Annotated in this window: 21 protein-coding genes; 8 read left to right on the forward strand and 13 right to left on the reverse strand. The window is 61.8% G+C overall.

What is annotated here, in order from left to right:
* Positions 1-54 precede the first annotated feature (54 nt).
* Positions 55-1038 carry an aldo/keto reductase gene (locus KHO30_RS04380; protein ID WP_211700149.1) on the reverse strand — a complete coding sequence of 328 codons (984 nt, stop codon included), beginning with the start codon at positions 1036-1038 and terminating at the stop codon, positions 55-57.
* Positions 1039-1146: 108 nt separating this feature from the next.
* Here KHO30_RS04380 and KHO30_RS04385 point away from each other — a divergent pair, with 108 nt between their 5' ends.
* Positions 1147-2046 (forward strand): LysR family transcriptional regulator, encoded by a 900-nt coding sequence (locus tag KHO30_RS04385; protein WP_211700150.1) that lies wholly within the window; start codon positions 1147-1149, stop codon positions 2044-2046.
* A 1-nt stretch (position 2047) separates the two neighbouring features.
* On the opposite strand, the gene KHO30_RS04390 is transcribed toward KHO30_RS04385, so the two are convergent.
* Together KHO30_RS04390 and KHO30_RS04395 are read right to left on the reverse strand one after the other, a co-directional pair.
* A complete protein-coding gene (locus KHO30_RS04390) occupies positions 2048-2716 on the reverse strand; it encodes a Vgb family protein (protein WP_211700151.1) in 669 nt (222 codons plus the stop codon).
* A 13-nt stretch (positions 2717-2729) separates the two neighbouring features.
* Positions 2730-3947 carry a helix-turn-helix domain-containing protein gene (locus tag KHO30_RS04395; protein WP_211700152.1) on the reverse strand — a complete coding sequence of 406 codons (1218 nt, stop codon included), beginning with the start codon at positions 3945-3947 and terminating at the stop codon, positions 2730-2732.
* Between the two features lie 130 nt (positions 3948-4077).
* Between KHO30_RS04395 and KHO30_RS04400 the strand changes: the two genes are divergently transcribed.
* Positions 4078-4851, forward strand: coding sequence for a DUF899 domain-containing protein (locus KHO30_RS04400; RefSeq protein ID WP_093637113.1), 774 nt, complete (start codon positions 4078-4080; stop codon positions 4849-4851).
* Between the two features lie 8 nt (positions 4852-4859).
* Complete coding sequence (locus KHO30_RS04405; protein ID WP_211700153.1) at positions 4860-5705, forward strand: DUF2182 domain-containing protein; 846 nt, start codon at positions 4860-4862, stop codon at positions 5703-5705.
* Positions 5706-5730: 25 nt separating this feature from the next.
* On the opposite strand, the gene KHO30_RS04410 is transcribed toward KHO30_RS04405, so the two are convergent.
* The 4 genes from KHO30_RS04410 to KHO30_RS04425 form a co-directional block, all read right to left on the reverse strand.
* Positions 5731-6735 (reverse strand): sterol desaturase family protein, encoded by a 1005-nt coding sequence (locus KHO30_RS04410; RefSeq protein ID WP_211700154.1) that lies wholly within the window; start codon positions 6733-6735, stop codon positions 5731-5733.
* 48 nt (positions 6736-6783) lie between these two features.
* Entirely contained in the window at positions 6784-7725 is a 942-nt protein-coding gene (locus KHO30_RS04415) for a YVTN family beta-propeller repeat protein (RefSeq protein WP_244863990.1), read from the reverse strand.
* Positions 7726-8076: 351 nt separating this feature from the next.
* Entirely contained in the window at positions 8077-8400 is a 324-nt protein-coding gene (locus KHO30_RS04420) for a TFIIB-type zinc ribbon-containing protein (RefSeq protein ID WP_093637126.1), read from the reverse strand.
* A 41-nt stretch (positions 8401-8441) separates the two neighbouring features.
* Positions 8442-9191 carry a TerC family protein gene (locus tag KHO30_RS04425; RefSeq protein ID WP_093637129.1) on the reverse strand — a complete coding sequence of 250 codons (750 nt, stop codon included), beginning with the start codon at positions 9189-9191 and terminating at the stop codon, positions 8442-8444.
* Between the two features lie 121 nt (positions 9192-9312).
* Between KHO30_RS04425 and KHO30_RS04430 the strand changes: the two genes are divergently transcribed.
* On the forward strand, positions 9313-10194 hold the full coding sequence (locus KHO30_RS04430; protein WP_054033580.1) for a LysR family transcriptional regulator: 882 nt from the start codon (positions 9313-9315) through the stop codon (positions 10192-10194).
* Here KHO30_RS04430 and KHO30_RS04435 read toward each other — a convergent pair.
* Entirely contained in the window at positions 10167-10628 is a 462-nt protein-coding gene (locus KHO30_RS04435) for a TerB family tellurite resistance protein (RefSeq protein WP_200619669.1), read from the reverse strand. The two genes, KHO30_RS04430 and KHO30_RS04435, sit on opposite strands and share 28 nt — an antisense overlap.
* A 219-nt stretch (positions 10629-10847) precedes the next feature.
* Here KHO30_RS04435 and KHO30_RS04440 point away from each other — a divergent pair, with 219 nt between their 5' ends.
* Complete coding sequence (locus KHO30_RS04440) at positions 10848-11180, forward strand: DUF2322 family protein (RefSeq protein ID WP_093637138.1); 333 nt, start codon at positions 10848-10850, stop codon at positions 11178-11180.
* 84 nt (positions 11181-11264) lie between these two features.
* On the opposite strand, the gene KHO30_RS04445 is transcribed toward KHO30_RS04440, so the two are convergent.
* Positions 11265-12176 carry a LysR family transcriptional regulator gene (locus tag KHO30_RS04445; protein ID WP_211700156.1) on the reverse strand — a complete coding sequence of 304 codons (912 nt, stop codon included), beginning with the start codon at positions 12174-12176 and terminating at the stop codon, positions 11265-11267.
* 111 nt (positions 12177-12287) lie between these two features.
* Here KHO30_RS04445 and KHO30_RS04450 point away from each other — a divergent pair, with 111 nt between their 5' ends.
* Positions 12288-13310, forward strand: coding sequence for an aldo/keto reductase (locus KHO30_RS04450; protein ID WP_211700157.1), 1023 nt, complete (start codon positions 12288-12290; stop codon positions 13308-13310).
* Positions 13311-13391: 81 nt separating this feature from the next.
* Here the strand turns inward: KHO30_RS04450 and KHO30_RS04455 are convergent, their stop codons facing one another.
* Together KHO30_RS04455 and KHO30_RS04460 are read right to left on the reverse strand one after the other, a co-directional pair.
* Positions 13392-15080, reverse strand: a complete 1689-nt coding sequence (locus tag KHO30_RS04455) for a hypothetical protein (RefSeq protein WP_211700158.1) — start codon at positions 15078-15080, stop codon at positions 13392-13394.
* A 181-nt stretch (positions 15081-15261) separates the two neighbouring features.
* Entirely contained in the window at positions 15262-16119 is an 858-nt protein-coding gene (locus KHO30_RS04460; protein ID WP_093637150.1) for an oxidoreductase, read from the reverse strand.
* Between the two features lie 116 nt (positions 16120-16235).
* On the opposite strand from KHO30_RS04460, the gene KHO30_RS04465 reads away from it, so the two are divergent.
* Entirely contained in the window at positions 16236-17171 is a 936-nt protein-coding gene (locus KHO30_RS04465) for a LysR family transcriptional regulator (protein WP_200619675.1), read from the forward strand.
* Between the two features lie 45 nt (positions 17172-17216).
* Here the strand turns inward: KHO30_RS04465 and KHO30_RS04470 are convergent, their stop codons facing one another.
* The gene (locus KHO30_RS04470) at positions 17217-17600 is read right to left on the reverse strand and encodes a hypothetical protein (RefSeq protein ID WP_154559415.1); all 384 of its coding nucleotides are present in this window, start codon (positions 17598-17600) and stop codon (positions 17217-17219) included.
* Positions 17601-17873: 273 nt separating this feature from the next.
* Here KHO30_RS04470 and KHO30_RS04475 point away from each other — a divergent pair, with 273 nt between their 5' ends.
* Positions 17874-18542: an RraA family protein gene (locus KHO30_RS04475; protein WP_211700159.1), complete on the forward strand. Its 669-nt coding sequence runs from the start codon at positions 17874-17876 to the stop codon at positions 18540-18542.
* Between the two features lie 125 nt (positions 18543-18667).
* Here the strand turns inward: KHO30_RS04475 and KHO30_RS04480 are convergent, their stop codons facing one another.
* Positions 18668-19702 (reverse strand): L-idonate 5-dehydrogenase, encoded by a 1035-nt coding sequence (locus tag KHO30_RS04480; protein WP_093637159.1) that lies wholly within the window; start codon positions 19700-19702, stop codon positions 18668-18670.
* Positions 19703-19804 lie beyond the last annotated feature (102 nt).

Consider the following 19804-nt stretch of genomic DNA (forward strand, 5'->3'; position numbering starts at 1 on the left):
ACCACGCGTTGTGCCCAACCCGCTGTCAGGTAGAGATCTGGCACGCCAGGCGCATTAGCGATCCACGCGCTGCTGCAGATGCGCCGGGTACCGATCGCCGACCACCTTGACCTCATGCAGGGCCGCTTCGATGGCCGACAGATCGTCAGCCGACAGTTCGACTGCGGCCGCGCCGATGTTCTCTGTCAGTCGATGAAGCTTGGTCGTACCCGGAATCGGTACAATCCACGGCTTCTGCGCCAGCAGCCAGGCGAGAGCGATCTGGGCGCGCGTAGCACCTTTGCCGTCCGCGATCCGGCCCAGCACTTCGACGAGGCCCGCATTGGCCTTGCGGTTCTCCTCCGAGAAGCGCGGCACGATACTGCGGAAATCGGTTTTGTCGAACGAGGTGTTCGCGTCGATGGCGCCGGTGAGGAAACCCTTGCCGAGCGGGCTGAACGGCACGAAGCCGATGCCCAGTTCCTCCAGCGTGGGGAGCACCGTTTCTTCCGGCTCGCGCCACCACATCGAGTACTCGCTTTGCAGTGCCGCCACCGGTTGCACGGCATGGGCACGACGAATCGAATTCGCGCCGGCTTCGGAGAGACCGAAGTGTTTCACCTTGCCTTGCTGGATCAACTCCTTGACGGCGCCGGCGACGTCTTCGATCGGCACGTTCGGGTCGACGCGATGCTGGTAGAAGAGGTCGATGCGATCGGTGTTCAGGCGCTTCAACGAAGCCTCGACGACCGCACGAATGCGCTCGGGCCGGCTGTCCAGACCCTGGCTCACGTCGCCGTCCTTGAAACCGAACTTGGTGGCGATCACCACCTGATCGCGAAACGGCGCTAGCGCCTCGCCGACGAGTTCCTCGTTAAAAAACGGTCCGTAGGCTTCTGCGGTATCGAAGAACGTCACACCCAGTTCGAAAGCGGACCGGATCAGTTTGATGCCTTCGGACTTTTCGGTCGCGGGGCCATAGCCATAGCTCAAACCCATGCAGCCGAGGCCAAGCGCCGATACGTCGAGACCGCTGTTTCCAAGCTTGCGATGTTGCATGTTCTTGCTCCTTCCGTGCGATGTCGGTTGACGCCAACGATCTTATGCTGTTGTGATTGGCTCAACAATCTGGCTAGAATTGCACAGGGCATTGAGGAAAATTCATCTATGGCGCGCGCCGGTCTGTCCGAACTAACTGCATTCGTCGCCATTGCCGACCAGCGAAGCTTCCGCGCGGCGGCGCGTACGCTGGGGGTCTCGCCCTCGGCGCTGAGTCATTCAATGCGGGGTCTGGAGGCACGGTTGGCGGTGCGGCTGCTTAACCGCACAACAAGATCCGTTGCGCTCACCGAGGCGGGTGAGCAGCTCCTGCGGCGGGTGCGGCCCGCCATCGCGGATCTGGAAGAGGCGGTGAATCAGGTCGCGTCGGAACACGACCGGCCGTCGGGATCGATCCGGATCAGTGCGTCGGAGGCGTCAGTGAGACCGCTGATCCGGCATGTTCTTCCTGACTTCCTCGCGGCATATCCCGACATTCACGTCGAGTTCGTCGTGGACACACGGCTTGTGGATATCGTGGCCGATGGCTTCGACGCGGGCATACGCGTCTATGACGACGTGCCGCGCGATATGATCGCCGTCCGCTTCGGGGGCGACATGCGTTTCGCAGCGGTAGCTTCGCCGGACTATCTTGCGCATCACGTACCGCCGAAAGCGCCGCACGACCTGATGCAGCACCGGTGCATCCGCTTCCGCTTTGATAGCGGCGTACTTCCCCGGTGGGATCTCGAACATCGGGGCAAAAGAGCGAATATCGATGTTGCTGGGCCGGTGACGCTCGGCAATCTCAATTTGGTGATCGAGGCCGCCCTCGCCGGTATCGGCATTGCCTGGGTTCCGGAATATCATGTGTCGGAGCATCTGGCGTCGGGGCGCCTCATCCACTTGCTGCCTGAATGGAGTCCGACTTTCGCCGGTTTGTGCCTCTATTACCCCGCGAACCGTCATCCGCCGATCGCACTGAGATTGTTCGCGCAAGCGGTGCGCGACTGGGTAAGCAAGCGGTAAATTACTCGCTCGCGGACTCGACCGGGACCTCGGCGTTTCGCGCGGGGCGGCGTACGGCTCGCACCTTGCCGCTGTTTCCGCCACCACAGAAGAACAGATCGCCGCCGTCGGCTTCCAGCCCCGACACGGTGAGGCCGGGCGGCATCTCCAGGCTCTCCAGCACTTCTCCCGTACCAGGATCGACGCGCCGCAACTCGCTCGCGTCGTCTTCCCAGGTGCCGTGCCAGAGTTCTCCGTTGCTCCAGGTGACGCCGGTGACGAAGCGGTTGGATTCGATCGTGCGCAGAATCGCGCCGGTTTGGGGATCGACCTGGTGGATCTTCCGGTCCTGATACCGCCCCACCCAGAGCGTTCCTTCGGCCCACGCGAGCCCCGAGTTGCCACCGCCGCCAGGCGCAGGAATGGTGGCGAGCACGTGACCGGTATCCGGATCGATCTTCTGGATGCGATCGTCGGCGATCTGGAACAGGTGCTGGCCGTCGAAGGCCGTGCCAGCCTGCGCGGCGACGTCGAACGAGCGCAGCGTTTCTCCGCTCACCGGATCGAAGGCGTTCAGCTTGTCTCCGGCGGCAATCCAGACACGCTGACCGTCGTACGTGACGCCCCCCACCTGGTTGACGCCCGGAAAGGGCCCATATTCACGGATGATTTTGGCGGTTGATTTGTTCATGTTTCGATCCTAATCACTCGGTAGGGGGAGCGGGGAGTAACAAAGTGGTCGTGAATCCGGGCATGGGTGGCGTCATCCAGCGTCTTGCTCGCCCGCGGCCGAACGACTGCACCTTGCCGGCTGCCGCCAGCGAATCGAGTGCCCGCTGCATGGTGCGTTGACTGGCGTCCAGCGCAATCGCGAGCGCCGAGCTCGACCACGACTCACCGTCGGCGAGGAAGGCGAGCACCATCGCATGCGGCTCTTCGACCGGCCGTGCAAGCACGACGACCTCGCGTGCGCCGTGCGGCACCAGTGCAAAACCGCGTTTCGTCGCGCTCACGCCGGCCAGCGGCCCAAGCAATGCGCGAAGCCGTCCGACTTCGACGCGCAGCCGCGCGCGATGCGATTCATCGGCATGCTTGGTCCGGAATGCGCGCGCGATGAGGGTGTCCCTCGATACGTCTTCGGGCCATGCTTCAGCCAGTGCGCGGGCTAGCGCGAACAACACGGGACGCCTCGCAAGCGGAACCACGATGTTTGCTTCACGTATGACGTAACGGCACGCGTCCACCACGAGCGCCTTCGACGCGAGTAACGCCTCAACTTCCTCGAGCACGAGCAGACGCTCTTCGCCATGTGCAATCAGACGAGCCGCGGGCGTGTCCAGCAGAAGGCGTGCGCTCTCGACCTCTGCCGTCAGCGACGGGATACCTGCGTGACGTGCGGCCTGCTCGGCTTTCGCGAGCGCGGCGCGCGCTGTTTTCGTCTGCAGGCGGCGCATCGCGATTCCGGCGACGACCAGCTCGTGGGCGGCGCGCAGCGCGGGCGGGAAGGGCGTGGGATCGAGGTGGACGAGCAGGCGCTCGGCCTCGTCGAGGCGTCCGATCAGAAGGAGGCGCCGGACTTCGAGATACCGCGCATGCGCGGCGTTCAGCCGGTCGCCATGGGCTTCGAGCGTTGCCCGCGCGGCGTCGAGCGCTTTTGCGGGCCAGCCCAGATCGCGCGAGGCGAGCGCGATTTCGGCCTCGGCGACCACGCACCGCGCGCGGGCCACCGGCGCTTTCGGGCCGAAGGCGCGCGCCGCGCTTCGCACCAGCGCTTTTGCCCGAACGAGATCGCCGAGCTGCGCCATCGCGATGCCTCGCAGCGCGAGTGCAGCCGCGTCGTCTCGCAAGGCGATCCGGTTCAGCGCGCCGAGCGGGTCGCCCGCCGCGAGCGCACGCGCCGCGGCCGTGACTAGTGAGTCCATGGTCTATCCGAATCCCGCCACACTTGTCACTCCCACCGTTCGGGTGCCCGTGGCTAATCTAGCACGACCACCAACCAGTTCGTCGTATCGACAACTGAACGAACGACGAAGGACTCCCAAGGAGGGAAGCATGACCACGACACATCAAACCGGGACGCGTGACGAGTGGCTGGCGGCGCGGATCGAACTGCTCAAGGCGGAGAAGGCGCTCACGCGGCAGAGCGACGCGCTGGTGCAGCAACGGCAGGCACTGCCCTGGGTGCGAATCGACAAGGCGTACACATTCGAAACTGCTGCGGGACGCGCCTCGTTGGCGGACCTCTTCAAAGGACGCTCGCAGCTTCTCGTGTACCACTTCATGTTCGGACCCGACTACAAGGCGGGATGCCCGTCGTGCTCATCGATCGCCGATGGGTTCGATGGCATCGCCGTTCATCTGGCGAATCACGACGTCACGTTGTCGGCGGTATCGCGGGCGCCGTTGGAGAAGCTGCAGGCGTATCAGCGCCGGATGGGCTGGACGTTCCCGTGGGCTTCCTCGGCTGGCAGCGACTTTAACTTCGACTTCAACATCGCGTTCACCGAGGCGCAGCAGCGCGAGGGAAGCATCGAATACAACTACGAGCGCGGTGGGCATGCGATGGACGAAACGCAGGTCGTCCCGGAGCCCGTCGCCCAGTTCGCGGCCACCTGTGGAACCGACGCGGCGACGTACACGCGCGACAGGCCGGGTCTGAGTGCGTTCGTACTCGAGGACGGTGTCGTCTATCACACGTATTCCACCTATGCGCGAGGTGTGGACGGCATCTGGGGTATGTATCAGTGGCTCGACCGCGCGCCCAAGGGGCGTAACGAGACAGGCGTCTGGTGGAAGCGTCACGACGAGTACGAGACGACGCGCTGAGCCGGGCGATGGAACACGTCAGCGCAACCGGAGGGCGGGAGATGCCGGGGCACTCGATCGAAGCGCGCGCTTCGCAGCGGGCTTTCTTCGGCGTCTCGGCCTTACTCTTCACCGTCAGCACGGCGGCAACGATCGTCGGCGCTGTGTCCATGTCGGCGATGGGTGAGATGCCGATGCCCGGCGGCTGGACGATGTCGGCGGCGTGGATGCCGATGTGCGGACAAACGTGGTCTGGCCTCGCGGCGTCGTTCCTCGGCATGTGGGTGGTGATGATGGTTGCGATGATGCTGCCATCTCTCGTCCCCATGCTGTTGCGCTATCGCGAGGCCGTCGGCGGGGCGGGCGTAACGGGTTTGGGCTGGCTGACGGTGGTGGTGGGCGCGGGGTATTTCTTCGTGTGGACCGCGTTCGGCATGGCCGCATTTCCGCTCGGTGCTGCGCTGGCGGCGCTCGAAATGCAACAGCCGGCGCTGGCGCGCGCCGTTCCGTTCGCAATGGGTGTGATTGTGCTGATCGCCGGGGCGCTGCAGTTCACGGCGTGGAAGGCCCGGCGTCTTGCCTGCTGCCGCACAACACCTGGTCGCTGCCTCATGTTGCGCGCATTGTCAGCGGACGTCACCACGGCATGGCGCCACGGCCTGCACTTGGGCTTGCAGTGCAGCTACTGCTGCGCCGGCCTGACGACGGTCCTGCTCGTTGCCGGGGTCATGGATCTGCGTGTGATGGCCGCTGTGACGGCGGCCATCACCGTTGAACGTCTTGCGCCGCGTGGCGAGCGGGCGGCGCGCTTGATTGGGGTTGGTATCGTCGGCGCAGGCGTGTTGCTGATCGTGCGAGCAGCGGGCTTGGGATGATTCACCCGCTCCATCCCAATGACAATCAGTCCGTTACGCCGCCGTAGTTGCGTTGGCCCCGCAGGCGCATCGCGATGCGGCCAAAGGCGCGCCATTGCTGTGCGATCAACCCGTCACCGTAGGAACGTGCTGCGCCGTGCGGCACGGGCAACTGGTCACGAATGCCGGTCGGCTCGACAGTACGGTCCCACGACGCGGTCCTGAACATCATGTCCCACCACGGAAACAGCACGCCGAAGTTACAGCCGTAGCGCGTGCCTTCATGGCCGTAGCCAATTGCATGATGACGCCGATGGAAAATCGGACTCACGATCGTGCGTTCGAGCAGCCATCCATACGGCAAGCGCGCGTTCACGTGCTGCACGCTCTGCATGAAGTTGCCGACCGCAACCAGCACGACGAACTGCGTCGGCTGCACACCGATGAACAGCGAAACCGCTGCGAAGAACGCCGCCTGAATGATGTCGTCGAGAAAGTGATTGCGGTCGTCGGCCCACAACGACATCTGCTGCTGGCTGTGGTGCACCGCGTGCAGTTCCCACCACACGCCGAAGCGATGCTGCCAGCGGTGATACCAGTAGCCGAAGAAATCGAGCACGATCAGGTAGATAAGGAACGACACGACCGGTTGATCGGTGACGCCCGGCCACAGTCCGTCGATGTCGATGTTCGGCACGTTGTAGATCGCCATCAAACTCTGCCAGTGATTGAACAGCGGCTGCAGCATGAAGAAGAACGCGATATTGACGATGCCGAGCTTGGCGATCCACGTGTAGATCACATCGGCGCGCAGCGCTTTTCGATCGGACCACGCCTCGACGGGCCGCAGCGCTTCCAGTGGCCGCAAGGCGATATACGTGACCAGGATTTCCAGCACGCCGACGATCACCCAATAGAGCGCATCGTAGGTGTCCTCGTCGTATCCCATCAGGCCGAACCGATAAAAAAACGGCTGCACCACGTCGACGTACAGGAGTGTCTGCAGCGTCGAGATGCCGTTATCGAGTAACGCGAGGATTTCGTGGATCATCGGAAATCTCTTGAAATTGCGGGTGCTGTCATCAAAACGAAAGCCTGTTCAGTCTGGATTGGGTGCATACACGGGCGCACGATTGGCGAAATACAAACCATGCGGTGAACGTCCGACCGCGATCGTGTCGATAAGTTTATATGTCGTCAGATCAATGATGCCGACATGCCGCGAAAAACGGAATGTGACCCACAGGTAGCGGCGATCCGAAGACAGTTCCATGTCATCAGGGCCGGGCATGAGTCCGGTGATGTCGGCGGTCTTCGTCAGCGTGTTGTAATCGAGAATGCTGATTGTGCTTTCCACGCGGTTCGTGAGCGCTATGTGCTGGCCGTCGTCGAGGTTGCGGAAGTTGTGCGCGCCGCGCCCGGTCTGAATTCTTTTCACGACTTGTTGTTTGTGCCAGTCGACCACGGCCACATCGTCTTCGCCCGTCATGCCGATCAACAGATAGCGGTCGCCTGGCGTCATCCAGAGTCCGGCGGGTGTATTGCCCACATGCAGTTTCCACAGCACCGTCTGCGTCGCCAGATCGATCGCGGCCACTTCGCCGGTGTCTTGCAGTGTGACGAATACCGTCTTGCTATCGGATGAGAACGTCATGTGGCTCGGCGTCTTCGAGAGCGGGACACGTTTGGCGAGCGTCATGTTCTGGCCGTCGTAGTGGTACACGTCGACGCGATCCAGTCGCAGACCGGCTGTCACGAACCATTTGTGATCGGGCGAGAAACCGAGCTGATAGGGATCTTCAATATCGTCGACCTTGCGCTGCACCTTCCCGGTGTGCGGATCGAGAAACATCAGATCGTTCGAGATCGAATCCGCGACGATCAGCGAGTGCCCGTCGGGCGTGATCATCAGATGGTGCGGTTCCTTGCCGGTCGGCTCCGTGCCGATCACCTTATGCGTAGCGGGATCGATCAGCGTCAGTTGGGCTTCGCCGGAGTCGAGCACGATCACGTTGTCGGCTGCCTGCGCCGGCATCGCCATGGTTAGCGTGCAATACGTTAGCGCGGCAAGCGCGCAGGTCTTTGTAATCGAAACGATAGAAAGTGGCATCTGAACGATAGACGGGCAGGAAAACAATTTGGGGGAACATCATGGCGGCGGGCGCAGGGGATTCAGCGCGTGGATCGTGCTTGGGCCGCGCGCTCAAACCGTTAACGGCTTAACGCACCACTTCGCTCTGTCGATGACACGCGACACGTTGTTATTTGTATGAAGGGTTCGACGCTGGCTGAGGCAACGTCAGAGGGGAAAATGAAAAAGGCGCGGCTGTCTGATGACAGCGCGCGCCTTTGATCTGATAACTGCTGCCTGGTTCTTCTCCCGCGGACACCTTCAATCGAAATCGAACATGTCGAAAAGCGAGCGCTTCTTCTTGTGTCCCCGATAATCCGTTCGGTGATTGTCATACGTGCGGTTGTTGTCGTACGCGTGGTCGCGATGCCGTTCCCGATCTCGATCCCGATCCGGATAGCTGTCGCGGCTCGTGCGTGCGGTAGCGTTAGCCTGCGCGTCATCGCCGCCGGCGTCCTGCGCAATCAGCTTGTCGAGTTCGCCGCGATCGAGCCAGACGCCCCTGCATACCGGGCAGTAGTCGATTTCGATCGAGCGTCGCTCGGTCATCAGCAGGTCAGTGGTCTTGCAAACGGGACATTTCATTTCGTTGCTCCTCAAGAGTAAAAAAATTCATCTAGCGCTCGTTACTCCGCGCTAACCATGCGCTTCGAATTCGCCCGGCGCACGAGCATGTTGAGTGCCTCGACAAACGCGGAGAACGCCATAGCCGCGTAGATGTAAGCTTTCGGCACGTGTGAACCAAAACCTTCCGCGATGAGCGTCATGCCGATCACGAGCAGGAAACCGAGCGCGAGCATGACGATGGTCGGATTACGGTCAATGAAGCGCGACAGCGGGTTGGCGGCGAACAGCATCACGGTGACTGCAGCAATCACGGCAACGAACATGATCGGCATGTGCTCGGTCATCCCGACGGCAGTGATGATGCTGTCGACCGAGAACACGATATCGAGCACAAGGATCTGTCCAATTGCAGCCATCGCGGTCAACTGCACGGTCGTGCTGGCCTTGTCGCGTACTTCTTCCGCATGAACGACGTGGTGGCGAATTTCGCTCGTTGCCTTCCAGACGAGGAACAGGCCGCCGCCGAGCAGGATCAGATCGCGCCATGAAAACGCGTGGCCGAACAGCGTCACGGCAGGCGCGGTCAGTTGCGCAATCCACGCGACGGTGCCGAGCAGGGCGAGCCGTAGCACGAGCGCAAGCATGATGCCCATGCGCTGAACGCGAGCGCGCTGCGCTTCCGGCAGCTTGTTGCTGAGGATCGAGATGAAGATCAGGTTGTCGATGCCGAGCACGATTTCCATCACGACCAGCGTGAGGAGAGCGGCCCATGCGGCGGGGTCGGCGGCGAGTGTGAGTAAAGAGTCCATGGGGTCCGTAAGCAAAGGGTGACAGGCAACGTCGGTATGCCGTTATCATCGCCGTCTTCATGGTTCGGATAAATCAGTGATAATCTGAGCGATATATCGATTTTTTCGAAGTGTCGCCAACATGCTTAACTATCGCCATCTCTACTATTTCTGGATCGTCGTGAAAGAGGGCGGCTTCGCGCGTGCGGCCGAGCGTCTCGACATGGCGGTTCAGACGATCAGCGCGCAGGTGCGTGAGCTGGAAAAATCGATCGGGCGCCAGTTGCTCAAACCGGCAGGGCGCGGCGTTACGATGACTGAAGCCGGCGAGACGGCTTTCAATCGCGCGGAACAGATTTTTCAAATCGGCGAAGCGCTGCTCGATGAGATGCGCGAGGCGGGCGGCGAGCGTGTTGCCCGGCTTGCAGTGGGTCTTTCCGACGGCATCTCAAAGCTGGCCGCGCACGCGCTGCTCGCGCCAGTGCTTGAAACGCCGTCGCTCAGGCTGCTCTGCCACGAGGGCGAACATGCGCAGTTGCTGTCGGAGCTCGCGCTCCATCGGCTCGATCTCGTGCTGGCGTGCCAGCCTGCGCCGCACAATGCGGATCTACGCGTTGTGAGCCAGCGCCTCGTCGGTTCGCCCGTCGACTGGTATGGCCCCGCGGAGATCATCCGCAAATCCGCCCGTACCGGCTTTCCGCAATGCCTGGCCGAGCTGCCTGTGCTTCTGCCCACCGGGCACGGCGCGTTGCGTGCGCGGCTTGACCGATGGTTCGAAACCGAAGGGATCCGGCCGCGAATTGTCGGGGAGTTCGAAGACAGCGCGCTGATGGCGGTGTTCGCCGCGCGTGGCCTCGGCGTGTTTCCCCTCGCGGAACTGGGCGCGGGGGATGTGGCGCTGCTGCGCGGACTGCGCTGGCTCGGTCGAGCGGAAGGCGTGGTCGAAGAGATCCACGCGATCCGCTCGCGACGCGGGCAACATCATGCGCTCGCTTCTCAGGTGGTCGCTGCCGGGCGTGCGTGAGTGTACGGCGCGTCCGGCAACGGGATGTGCCGGCTTGCCATCTGGTTTGGCTTAGGCCCCCATGCGTTGAACACAGCAGCCAGCAAGGCAATTTCGCCATCGGCCAGATAGTTGTCCGCGATCGCGACGGCGATACATAGCCGCATCACCTTGCGACGCAACGCGGCGTCGTCGATTTCATCCAACAACGTGGTGAGCAGGCCCGCGCCGATCTGGCCGACTGGCGGCGCGAACGGCGTGTTCGCGACCGATTGATCCTCGCAAAGCGTTTGCACAATCTGCGCGAATTGCTCTGGTGCGAGACCGAGTTGGCCCGCTATATCCAGGCTTTCGAGGGCGAGCTCTTCCGAACTGCTGACGTGTCCGTCGGAAGTGAGTGCCAACGCGACGATACGTGCGGCGGCTTGAGGACTGTTGCGCGGATAGGTACGCATGTTTGGGCTCCTGGCGCGGACAATGTCCGCAGTGGTGGTGAACCTCAGTCTGCGTCAGGTTGGGGAACGGATAAATCTGCTAATCCGGGAGCTAAGGTTCGGAAAAACCGAAGCTTCCGCAATGAACTGCATGAGATCTCCTCGTTCAGCACGATGCAAAACACCCTATCGGATAAGATACGGCTCGCCGCATTTTTCCGAATAGAAGGAGTGTTTTCAGTGATTCAACCGAGCAACGTGTTCAAGGACAACCTCGCCCAGCTGCCGGCCATCGACGCTATCGAACGTATCGATCTGCTCGACGGCAAGGGCGCCGTGGTGGCCAGCATCGAGAACAAGCCTGGTAAGCAGGGGTCGCTCGCGGTGTACAACTATCTGCAGCAGGCCTTCGGCACGCTGGACGCCAAGGCGGCCGAACACGGCCTCGCAGTGTTCGCCGAGCATACGGCCGACGCGCGCAACCGTCCGGGTGCACACCCGAACGTCGACCATCTGCTCGCGATTGTGGCCGGTGGGGAAGCGTTGCGCATCGACGTCGTCGCAGCGGGCTGAGCGCGCTGCTGTTGCATGGCACGGCGTGGATCGCGTGACACCGGTCCGCGCCGTAACCCATATCGGTTCATCGTGGCGCCCTGCCTACGGATGACCACCTGACTCTTCACCGGCAAGAATAAAGTCAACGAACGCCCGGAGCGGAGCCGGCATATGCGTCCGGCTCGGGTAGTACAGAAACGGTCCAGTGAAGGTTTGACACCACTCGTCGAGCACCGGTACGAGCGCACCTTGCTCTATCGCCGGCCGTAGAAATTCATCGAACGAGTAGACGATTCCCAATCCTGCGATGGCCGCGCCTCGCTCCAGTTCGATTATTGAGGCGATCATCGGTCCGTTTGGCTCGATCCGCACGACCTCGTCGCCTCGCTTGAATTCCCACGTCGCGAGCACGCCGCTGTCGAAGCGGTGTCCGATACACGCGTGGTTCAACAGTTCACCCGGATGTTGCGGTGTACCGCGGGCCGAGAGGTAGGACGGCGCGGCCGCCGCGACGAAATGTTGAACGCGCGGGCCGATCGGCACAGCGATCATGTCGCGCTCGAGGCGTTCGTCGTAGCGGATGCCGGCATCGAAGCCCGCCGCGAGGATATCGATGAACGTGTCGTTGGTGCCGACGTCCACCGTGATACCTAGATGAGCGGCGAGGAAGCGGGACAGGAGAGCAGGCAGAATTTCTCTTGCCGCGATCGACGGAACGTTTAATCTCAATGTTCCAGTCGGACTCTCGCGAAAGAGATTCACCGCGTCCAGCGCGATGGTGATTTCCCCGAAGGCCGGCGCAAGCCGTTCGAAAAGACGCTGCCCGGCTTCCGTTGGCGTGACGCTGCGCGTCGTTCGGTTGAGCAGCCTGACGCCGAGCTGCTGTTCGAGCCGTCGAACGGCTTCGCTAAGCGATGAGGCTGACACGCCGCCCGTCAGTGCGGCATGGCGGAATCCGCGTGCTCGTGTGACGGCGACGAATGCTTTCAAATCGGACAGGTCGGGTTCCTGCATTGTTCGCTTTTCCGCTCGGGTCATCCGGATTGAGGTGGATTATCGCACGCTGGAAATCGACCGATACTTCAGCGCAAGCGCCTTTCTTGCGGCGCACCTACTGAGGACATCATGAAGCAACTTCAACTGGGTAAGACGGGCCCGCAAAGCTCCGCCATCGGTCTTGGCTGCATGGGGATGTCGGGCATGTACGGCCCGTCTGACCGCGCTGAAAGCATTGCAACGATCCACGCGGCGCTAGAAGCCGGCATCACGTTGCTCGATACCGGCGATTTCTACGGCTCCGGTCACAACGAAATCCTGATCGGCGAGGCCCTGAAAAGTGCGCCGCCGTCACGCCGCGATGCGGCGATCATCAGCGTGAAATTCGGCGCCATGCGCGACCCGGCAGGCGGCTGGTCGCTCTACGATGCGCGCCCCGCGGCGGTCAAAAACTTTCTTGCCTATTCGCTGCAGCGGTTGGGCGTCGATCATATCGACATCTACCGCCCTGCGCGGCTCGATCCCAACGTGCCTATCGAAGACACGGTGGGGGCGATTGCCGACATGATCAAGGCCGGCTATGTGCGGCACGTCGGCTTGTCCGAAGTAGGCGCCACGACCATTCGCCGTGCGGCAGCGGTGCACCCGGTGAGTGACCTGCAGATCGAGTACTCGCTGATTTCCCGTGGCATTGAAGACGAGATCCTGCCGACCTGCCGCGAACTCGGCATTGGCGTGACGGCGTACGGCGTGCTATCCCGCGGTTTGATCAGCGGCCACTGGAGCAAGGACGCCGCGGGGAAAGGCGATTTTCGCGCCATGAGTCCGCGTTTTCAGGGGGACAACGTCGATCACAATCTCGCGCTGGTGGATGCGTTGCGCAAGGTGGCCGATGCAAAAGGCGTCTCGGTTGCGCAGATCGCGATTGCGTGGGTTGCGGCACAGGGCAGCGATATCGTGCCGCTGGTTGGCGCGCGTCGGCGCGATCGTCTCGCCGAAGCACTCGGTGCGGTTGACGTGACGCTCAGCGCTGAGGATCTGGCCGCGATCGCGCAGGCAGTGCCGCATGGGGCCGCCGCAGGTGAACGTTACGCAGCGGCGCAGATGGCGCATCTCGACAGCGAGCAGGGAAGTAAGGGCCACACGGCGTAATGCGTTGACGGGTCGTGCAAACCGGGTGAGCCACGCACGCTTGAATGCGCCGCGGCGTGGCTTCACCCGGTTGTCAGCGCGTCAGAAACGGTGGTCCGGATCAGTACCCGGCGTGAACGAGACGCCGCGCAATACCTCGCCAAAGCCTGCGCTTCGCAACGCGACGAATTTCTCGCGAGCGGCACCGGTCGCAGTCGTATTCGCGAGCAGATCGCGAATGGCTACCAGCTTGTTCGGATCGGCGCCCACATCGCCGTTGCCGCTGATGGTCGACGTCATTGCCCAGAGCGTGACTGTGCCGTCATTTTCGACGCGGCCGGTCAGGTTGCGCAGCCCATCCGTCGCCGGTGCCCACGGCAGTCCAGTTGCCGTATTGGAGCCGGTTGGGTATCCGGAAACCGTGTATTGCTGGCCCAGGTTCAGACCCGCCTGCAGGGTGTAGGCGAGCGTCCATTTTTTCGCGCCAGCGTTATACACCCATTTCTGCAAACCCGCGCCAGTCTGCGCGGCCGCGTGCGTGTACAGATCGGGGCCGCCCGTGTAGCCATCGCCCTCGTCCGCGACATAGAGCGTCGTCGCGTTGGCGAACCAGAGGCCAAACGGAAAGGAGAGCGTAGTCGCGGTCTTGTTGGGTGTCGACGGAAAGCCGGCCAGCACGCACATATTGTTTGGCAGTCCATTGGTTTGGACCGTGGCGGAATCGTAAGCAAGCGCCTTGCTTGGCAGTGCCGCATTCGCAGCCGGCACACCTGTGCCAGACGGGCAAGCTTTCCCCGTGGTGTCCACAAAATACACTGTGTTCACGCCGTTGCTGCCGCTACCCTTCGTAAAGTAGAGGACGTTGTTGAATACGGTCATGCCACGGAAGTTATCGTCCTTGCCGATCTTGTCTGCCGAACCGCCAAGTTCAGTGACCGAAAAGCTGGCGAGCGGAGTCGGTGCGCCCGGGTCCTGCTGCGCCTCATGCTTTTTCGTGGCGTCGATGAATTGTGCGCCGGCGCCGATGACCACTCCGGCCGGTTGAGGGTTCGCACCGTTACCCGCGTTGCCGGCTGTGTAGAAAAAATCTTCGCCATCGCGGTTATTCAGAATCGCCGAACGTCCGTTGTTGCCGCTATATGCGTTCGTCTCGGTGATGCGGAAGTGCCCATCACGGTCGACGCGAGCGACTGCCCGATAGTAATTCTGCCCCACCGGATTAGTGGGATCGACTGCGCCTGGCGTGTTCGAATTGGAGACATCCACCGTATTGACCGGCGCGACATAACCCATAAAGGTCAGGTACTGGCCGTCGAGCGAAAGGTGCAGGCCGAGTTCCGATTTGGAACTGAAGCTGGTGACGAGTTGGTCGCGTCGCGGCGTTTTCTGCAAACTGTTGGGCACTTCGAGCGAGCTGACCCACTCGCCTGATGGCGTGAGCTGATCGAGAAAGATCCGCGACGTGATGCCGAAGCTGGCGTCGTAACCATCGTTGTTCCAAACAAACGGATAGGTACCGTCGTTCGGCGCGCCAGTTGCCGCGCTACAACCGCCCTGAGTGGCTCCGCAATTCGGCGGTAGGATCGCGCCAACCTGAACGTTGCTCGACAGGTTGTCGTACACGCTTCGACTTACAACCAGTAAGCCTGGCTCGAAGCGACTTTCGCCGCGGAAATCGGACTGTTCGGCATGGGCGTTGAGGGCGGCGGCGCATAGCACGAGTGCTACCGTGGAAGCCGGTCGGGGGAATGACAGGCGGCGTGTCGCGTTGCAGACGGGAGTCGTTTTCATCTGTTGGTTCCGGGTGGGGAAGTAGAAGTTCTTGTCAGACGGACTAGCACGTACAACCCGGTTACCGTATCAACGCATGATGAAGGATTAGTGGCGGCGACTTCGGTGCAAACCCCCATTGCGTATCGGCCTATCCGCTTCCCATTACACAATGCAAACGGGAAGCGGATGGTGTCAGCATTTATTCAGAAAAGTCAGTCGATGCCGACAATGCCTTCCATGTTTCGGTTTCCTGCGTAACATACGCATTCTTCTCAGCGATGGCCTTCAGCGTGTCGGTGCCAAGCGGCAGGCGCAGCGGCGGTGTTTGTGCGTCGACCAATTCGACCATGGCGGCTGCGAGCTTCTCCGGGTTGCCCGGCTGGTTGTGATTCATGTGGGTAGCACGCCGGCGAACCTCTCCTGACGTCTCGTCATAGTCGGCAATCACGTTCCCGGCAACCACAAGCGATGTCGCGTCGAGGAAGTCCGTACGGAAGTAACCAGGCTCCACGACCGTTGCGTGAATACCGAGCGGCTTCAGTTCGGCCCGCAATGCTTCAGTCAAGCCTTCAACGGCGAACTTGGTCGAAGAATAGGCGCCGAACCCGGCGGCTGCCCGATAACCGCCGATCGACGACATATTGATGACGTGACCGGCCCGCTGCGCGCGCATCACCGGCAGAACGGCGCGTGTGATATTCAGCAAGCCGAATACGTTCGTGTCGTACATGCGGCGCACATCGGCATCGCTCGACTCCTCGATGGCACCAAGCAAGCCGAAGCCCGCATTGTTGACCAGAACGTCGATCCGGCCGAACCGTTCAACTGCGGCTTGAACCGCGGCCTTCGCCTGGGCTTCGTCGGTCACGTCCAGCGCGACGGGAAGGAGGGCCGCCGAGTGACCGAAGCGCTCGGTGATCGCTGCGATATTGCGGCCAGTGGCAACGACCGCATTGCCGTCAGCGAGAGCGGCCTCGGCGATCAGGGCGCCCAGGCCGCGCGTCGCGCCGGTGATGAACCAGACGCGCTTGAAGCCATTGTTCGTGTTGTTAGCCATGATGTTTCTCCTACGATTCGGGTGAGAGTGAACGAATAGTAGGCGTGTCGATTGGCACAAACTAGACGGTGGTTGGTAGACTGATAATCAACTTTTATTTGCTAATCCGGGCGGCCATGAACGAAGTACGCGCAATCACGATATTCGTCCGGGCCGCGGCGCTGGGAAGCCTGCGCAAGGCCGCCGTGGATCAGGGCATCTCGCCGCAGGCCGCGAGCCACGCGGTCATGCAGCTGGAAAAGGAGCTGGGGGTCCGGCTTTTCCACCGAACCACACGCAAGTTGAGCCTGACCGAGGAGGGGCAGGGGCTTCTCGACAGCGTGAGGCCTGCGTTGGCCATACTGTCCTCGGCACTCGACGACGCGCGGCGATCGAAAGACGCGATCGCCGGGCCGCTGCGGGTGAGCGCGCCAAGCGCGTTCTCGCGCACCGTGCTGTGGCCGTATTTCCTGGAATTCGCCGAATTGCACCCGAATGTGCAACTGGATGTGCAGTTCGACGATCATTTCACCGACCTTGTCAGCGATCGCGCCGACGTGGGCTTTCGCGGCGGTTCGCCGCCGTCGGGCGGCACGATCGCGCGACGGTTGCTGCCGATCCAACTGATTGTCTGTGCGTCGCCTGCCTATATCGAGCGTTATGGCGCGCCGCGGACCATCGATGAGCTCGACGGGCACCGTTGCACCGGCTATCGGCGGGCGAATACCGGCAAGCAGTCTCCGTGGGAATTTCTGATCGATGACGAGATCGTCTATCGCGACGTCGCAGCCAGCTTATGCGTCAATGACACGGAGGCGGAAACCCAGGCCGTGCTGGCGGGACTCGCCATCGGTCAACTCGGCGGCTTTTCGGCGACCTTGCCTATCAAACGTGGCGAACTTGTTCCGCTGCTCGTCAGGCATGTCACGCAGCGTGAGGCCATCTACGTCTACTATCGCCATCGAACCGAGCAACCGCTGCGCGTGAGGGCGTTCATCGACTTTATGGTCGAGCGCCTCGCGGGGAACCGGAATTTCTATCTCGAGCCGTCTGAGCTTCGTGCGGCGCGTTGAGCGTGTCAGGTTCGATGAGTCGGCGAGGCGGCCGGTAGCGATCTCTTATGTCTTCGGCAACGTGGATTTGCCGCTCCGTTTGCGTGGCTTCGGTTCGACACCCACGCGCGGGTCGCGCGCGAGCACGAGCGCGGTCATCGTTTCGACGGTAGTTTCGAATGCCGGATCGTCTTGCGGCACATAAAGCCATTTCCCAAGCACCGGATGCGGCCGCAAAGCGGGTACTTCTTCAATGAGCGCGGCGTGACGTTCGTGCGAAGTGCACACCAGCAGGCCATTCCACGGCTTGTCGCGATCGGCGGCAATCAGGCACAGCAGGCCGTCGATATAGGCAGCATCGCTGCCGAACATCCGTTTGCGAATATAGGTGGCGTCGCGCTCGAATGCGTCGAAGATCCAGACGAGCGAGTTACGGATGGAAGAGGGCATCGGTGTGAAATCCAGGGGGCGATGAGCGATGTTAACCAATGTCTGCTTTCGCTGCCTATAGCTGATCGTCGAGAGCCGACCTCCACGTATCTCAGCGCCGCGCCGCCCGGCAATTGCGGTTCATAAGCGTTTCCTATCGCGCAAGAACGAACCCGTCTTGGCGCGATTTGTGGGGGCGATATACCGTTATATCCGTGTTGCAGCGGTGTCGTGCCTACTCGTTCCTGATCTGCATGAGCCGCTCCCCCTTACATCCGGAAGCGAAGATCGACCATGTACAAAGCCATCAGGAAGAACCCGTCGGCGGCTCAGGCTGCCGATACCATCCTTAGCGCATTGCGCGATATTCCCGTCTCAGCGCTCAGCGACAACATGCATCGCAACATCGGTAGCGTGGGCCTGCACCCGTATCAGCGGCCTGGCAAGAAGACGATGGCCGGCACCGCGGTCACCGTGCGCTCGCGTGGCGGGGATAACCTGACTTACCTGCGCGCCCTGGAGTTTTGCCGTCCAGGCGATGTCCTGGTCGTGGACGCGGGTGGCGATCTCAACAACGCCGTGGTCGGCGGCATTTTGTCGTTCTACGCAGCAAACATAGGCGTTGTCGGCTTGGTCATCGACGGTGCGATCCGTGATGTCGCGGAAATCCGCGATCGGGATTTTCCGGTTTACGCCCGTGGGGTCACGCACCGGGGGCCGTATAAAGACGGTCCGGGTGAAATCAATGTACCGGTGTCGGTCGGCGGAATGGTGGTCAATCCCGGCGATATCGTCGTCGGCGATCAGGATGGCTTGCTGGCCATTCCACAGGAGGATGCCGAGTATGTCATCGAAAAAGCGCTGGCCGTTCTGGAAGCAGAGGCTGAGACGATGCGAGCGATGAAGGAAGGCCGCTGGAACCGCGCGTTTATCGATGCGCTCGAAGCACGATGCAATAACTGAGCCTCGCGCAACGGGAAGGAAAAAGCCGACGTCTGCATCACGACGTCGGCTTTTTTATGGGCGCTTTATGTATGGCGACGAGAACGCAGCTTGCCGCGTCTTCGTCGCCATACATGCGGGATCAATCAATCGAAGCTCACCAGCACCTTCATCGATTTTGAGCGATCGCCCGCTGTCTGGAACGCCTTGACCGAATCCTGATACGGGAAAATACCCGAGATCAAAGGCTTCACGTCGATCAACCCCTTGTTCAGCAGTTCGACGGCAACGGCGAACTCTTCGTGAAAGCGGAACGCGCCGCGCAGATCGAATTCCTTGGCGACGATCACATTGATCGGCAACGAGATGTCGCCACCGAGGCCGACCTGCACGATCACGCCACGCGGTTTGAGCACGTCGAACGCACCGCGCAACGCCGCTGCGTTGCCGCTTGCTTCGAACAGAACGTCGAAGCTACCCTTGTCGACGGCGAACGGCTGGAGCGCGTCCGGCGTCTCCGCGATGTTGAACGCGAGGTCGGCACCGACCTTTTTCGCGCTGTCGAGCGGCAGCGTATTCACGTCAGTTGCCACGATCGTCGCCGCACCGGCTCTGCGCGCGGCCGCCACGATCAACGCGCCAATCGGCCCACATCCTGTGACAAGCACCCGCTTACCGAGCAACGGACCTGCGCGCCGAACGGCGTGAAGGGCGACCGAGAGCGGCTCGGCCATCGCGGCTTCCGCATCGCTCAACGAGTCCGCCACAACGTGCGCCTGCGAGCGGTCGATCACGATCTCCTGGCGGAATGCGCCCTGCACGTGCGGCGTGCGCATCGCGCTGCCGTAGTAGCGCATATCCAGGCAGTGGTTCTGCAGCCCTTGCTGGCAGTATTGGCACAGGCCACACGGCCGGCTCGGGCTGATGGAGATCCGGGTGCCGACCGGCATATCCGTCACACCAGATCCCACGCGCGCGACGGCACCCGAGACTTCATGACCGAGCACCATGGGCTCCTTGATGCGAATCGTGCCGAAACCACCATGGTTGAAGTAGTGAAGATCCGAACCGCAGATACCGCCGGCCCGAACCCGCACGAGCAGCTGGTTGGCTTCCGGTTCAGGCGTGGGAACGTCCTCGATGCGCAGATCGAGCGGGGCGTGAATGACAAGTGCATGCATGGTGAGGGCCTATAACGGTGAATGCGGGATCAGCACGCTATACGGTACCGCCTCGAGGCCCAGTCGACAAAGATCAAAGTTGTCTGGGCCGATAGTCGACGC

Origin of the sequence: Paraburkholderia aspalathi, from assembly GCF_905220735.1 — a bacterium.
Lineage (GTDB): Bacteria > Pseudomonadota > Gammaproteobacteria > Burkholderiales > Burkholderiaceae > Paraburkholderia > Paraburkholderia aspalathi.

Coding starts and splice junctions, on each gene's coding strand:
- KHO30_RS04445 (WP_211700156.1), bottom strand. CDS start 12,176: ATGCAGGAACCCGACCTGTCCGATTTGAAAGCATTCGTCGCCGTCACA.
- KHO30_RS04430 (WP_054033580.1), top strand. CDS start 9,313: ATGCTTAACTATCGCCATCTCTACTATTTCTGGATCGTCGTGAAAGAG.
- KHO30_RS04380 (WP_211700149.1), bottom strand. CDS start 1,038: ATGCAACATCGCAAGCTTGGAAACAGCGGTCTCGACGTATCGGCGCTT.
- KHO30_RS04425 (WP_093637129.1), bottom strand. CDS start 9,191: ATGGACTCTTTACTCACACTCGCCGCCGACCCCGCCGCATGGGCCGCT.
- KHO30_RS04410 (WP_211700154.1), bottom strand. CDS start 6,735: ATGATCCACGAAATCCTCGCGTTACTCGATAACGGCATCTCGACGCTG.
- KHO30_RS04480 (WP_093637159.1), bottom strand. CDS start 19,702: ATGCATGCACTTGTCATTCACGCCCCGCTCGATCTGCGCATCGAGGAC.
- KHO30_RS04390 (WP_211700151.1), bottom strand. CDS start 2,716: ATGAACAAATCAACCGCCAAAATCATCCGTGAATATGGGCCCTTTCCG.
- KHO30_RS04465 (WP_200619675.1), top strand. CDS start 16,236: ATGAACGAAGTACGCGCAATCACGATATTCGTCCGGGCCGCGGCGCTG.
- KHO30_RS04435 (WP_200619669.1), bottom strand. CDS start 10,628: ATGCGTACCTATCCGCGCAACAGTCCTCAAGCCGCCGCACGTATCGTC.
- KHO30_RS04385 (WP_211700150.1), top strand. CDS start 1,147: ATGGCGCGCGCCGGTCTGTCCGAACTAACTGCATTCGTCGCCATTGCC.
- KHO30_RS04475 (WP_211700159.1), top strand. CDS start 17,874: ATGTACAAAGCCATCAGGAAGAACCCGTCGGCGGCTCAGGCTGCCGAT.
- KHO30_RS04405 (WP_211700153.1), top strand. CDS start 4,860: ATGGAACACGTCAGCGCAACCGGAGGGCGGGAGATGCCGGGGCACTCG.
- KHO30_RS04450 (WP_211700157.1), top strand. CDS start 12,288: ATGAAGCAACTTCAACTGGGTAAGACGGGCCCGCAAAGCTCCGCCATC.
- KHO30_RS04400 (WP_093637113.1), top strand. CDS start 4,078: ATGACCACGACACATCAAACCGGGACGCGTGACGAGTGGCTGGCGGCG.
- KHO30_RS04470 (WP_154559415.1), bottom strand. CDS start 17,600: ATGCCCTCTTCCATCCGTAACTCGCTCGTCTGGATCTTCGACGCATTC.
- KHO30_RS04455 (WP_211700158.1), bottom strand. CDS start 15,080: ATGAAAACGACTCCCGTCTGCAACGCGACACGCCGCCTGTCATTCCCC.
- KHO30_RS04395 (WP_211700152.1), bottom strand. CDS start 3,947: ATGGACTCACTAGTCACGGCCGCGGCGCGTGCGCTCGCGGCGGGCGAC.
- KHO30_RS04415 (WP_244863990.1), bottom strand. CDS start 7,725: ATGGCGATGCCGGCGCAGGCAGCCGACAACGTGATCGTGCTCGACTCC.
- KHO30_RS04460 (WP_093637150.1), bottom strand. CDS start 16,119: ATGGCTAACAACACGAACAATGGCTTCAAGCGCGTCTGGTTCATCACC.
- KHO30_RS04420 (WP_093637126.1), bottom strand. CDS start 8,400: ATGAAATGTCCCGTTTGCAAGACCACTGACCTGCTGATGACCGAGCGA.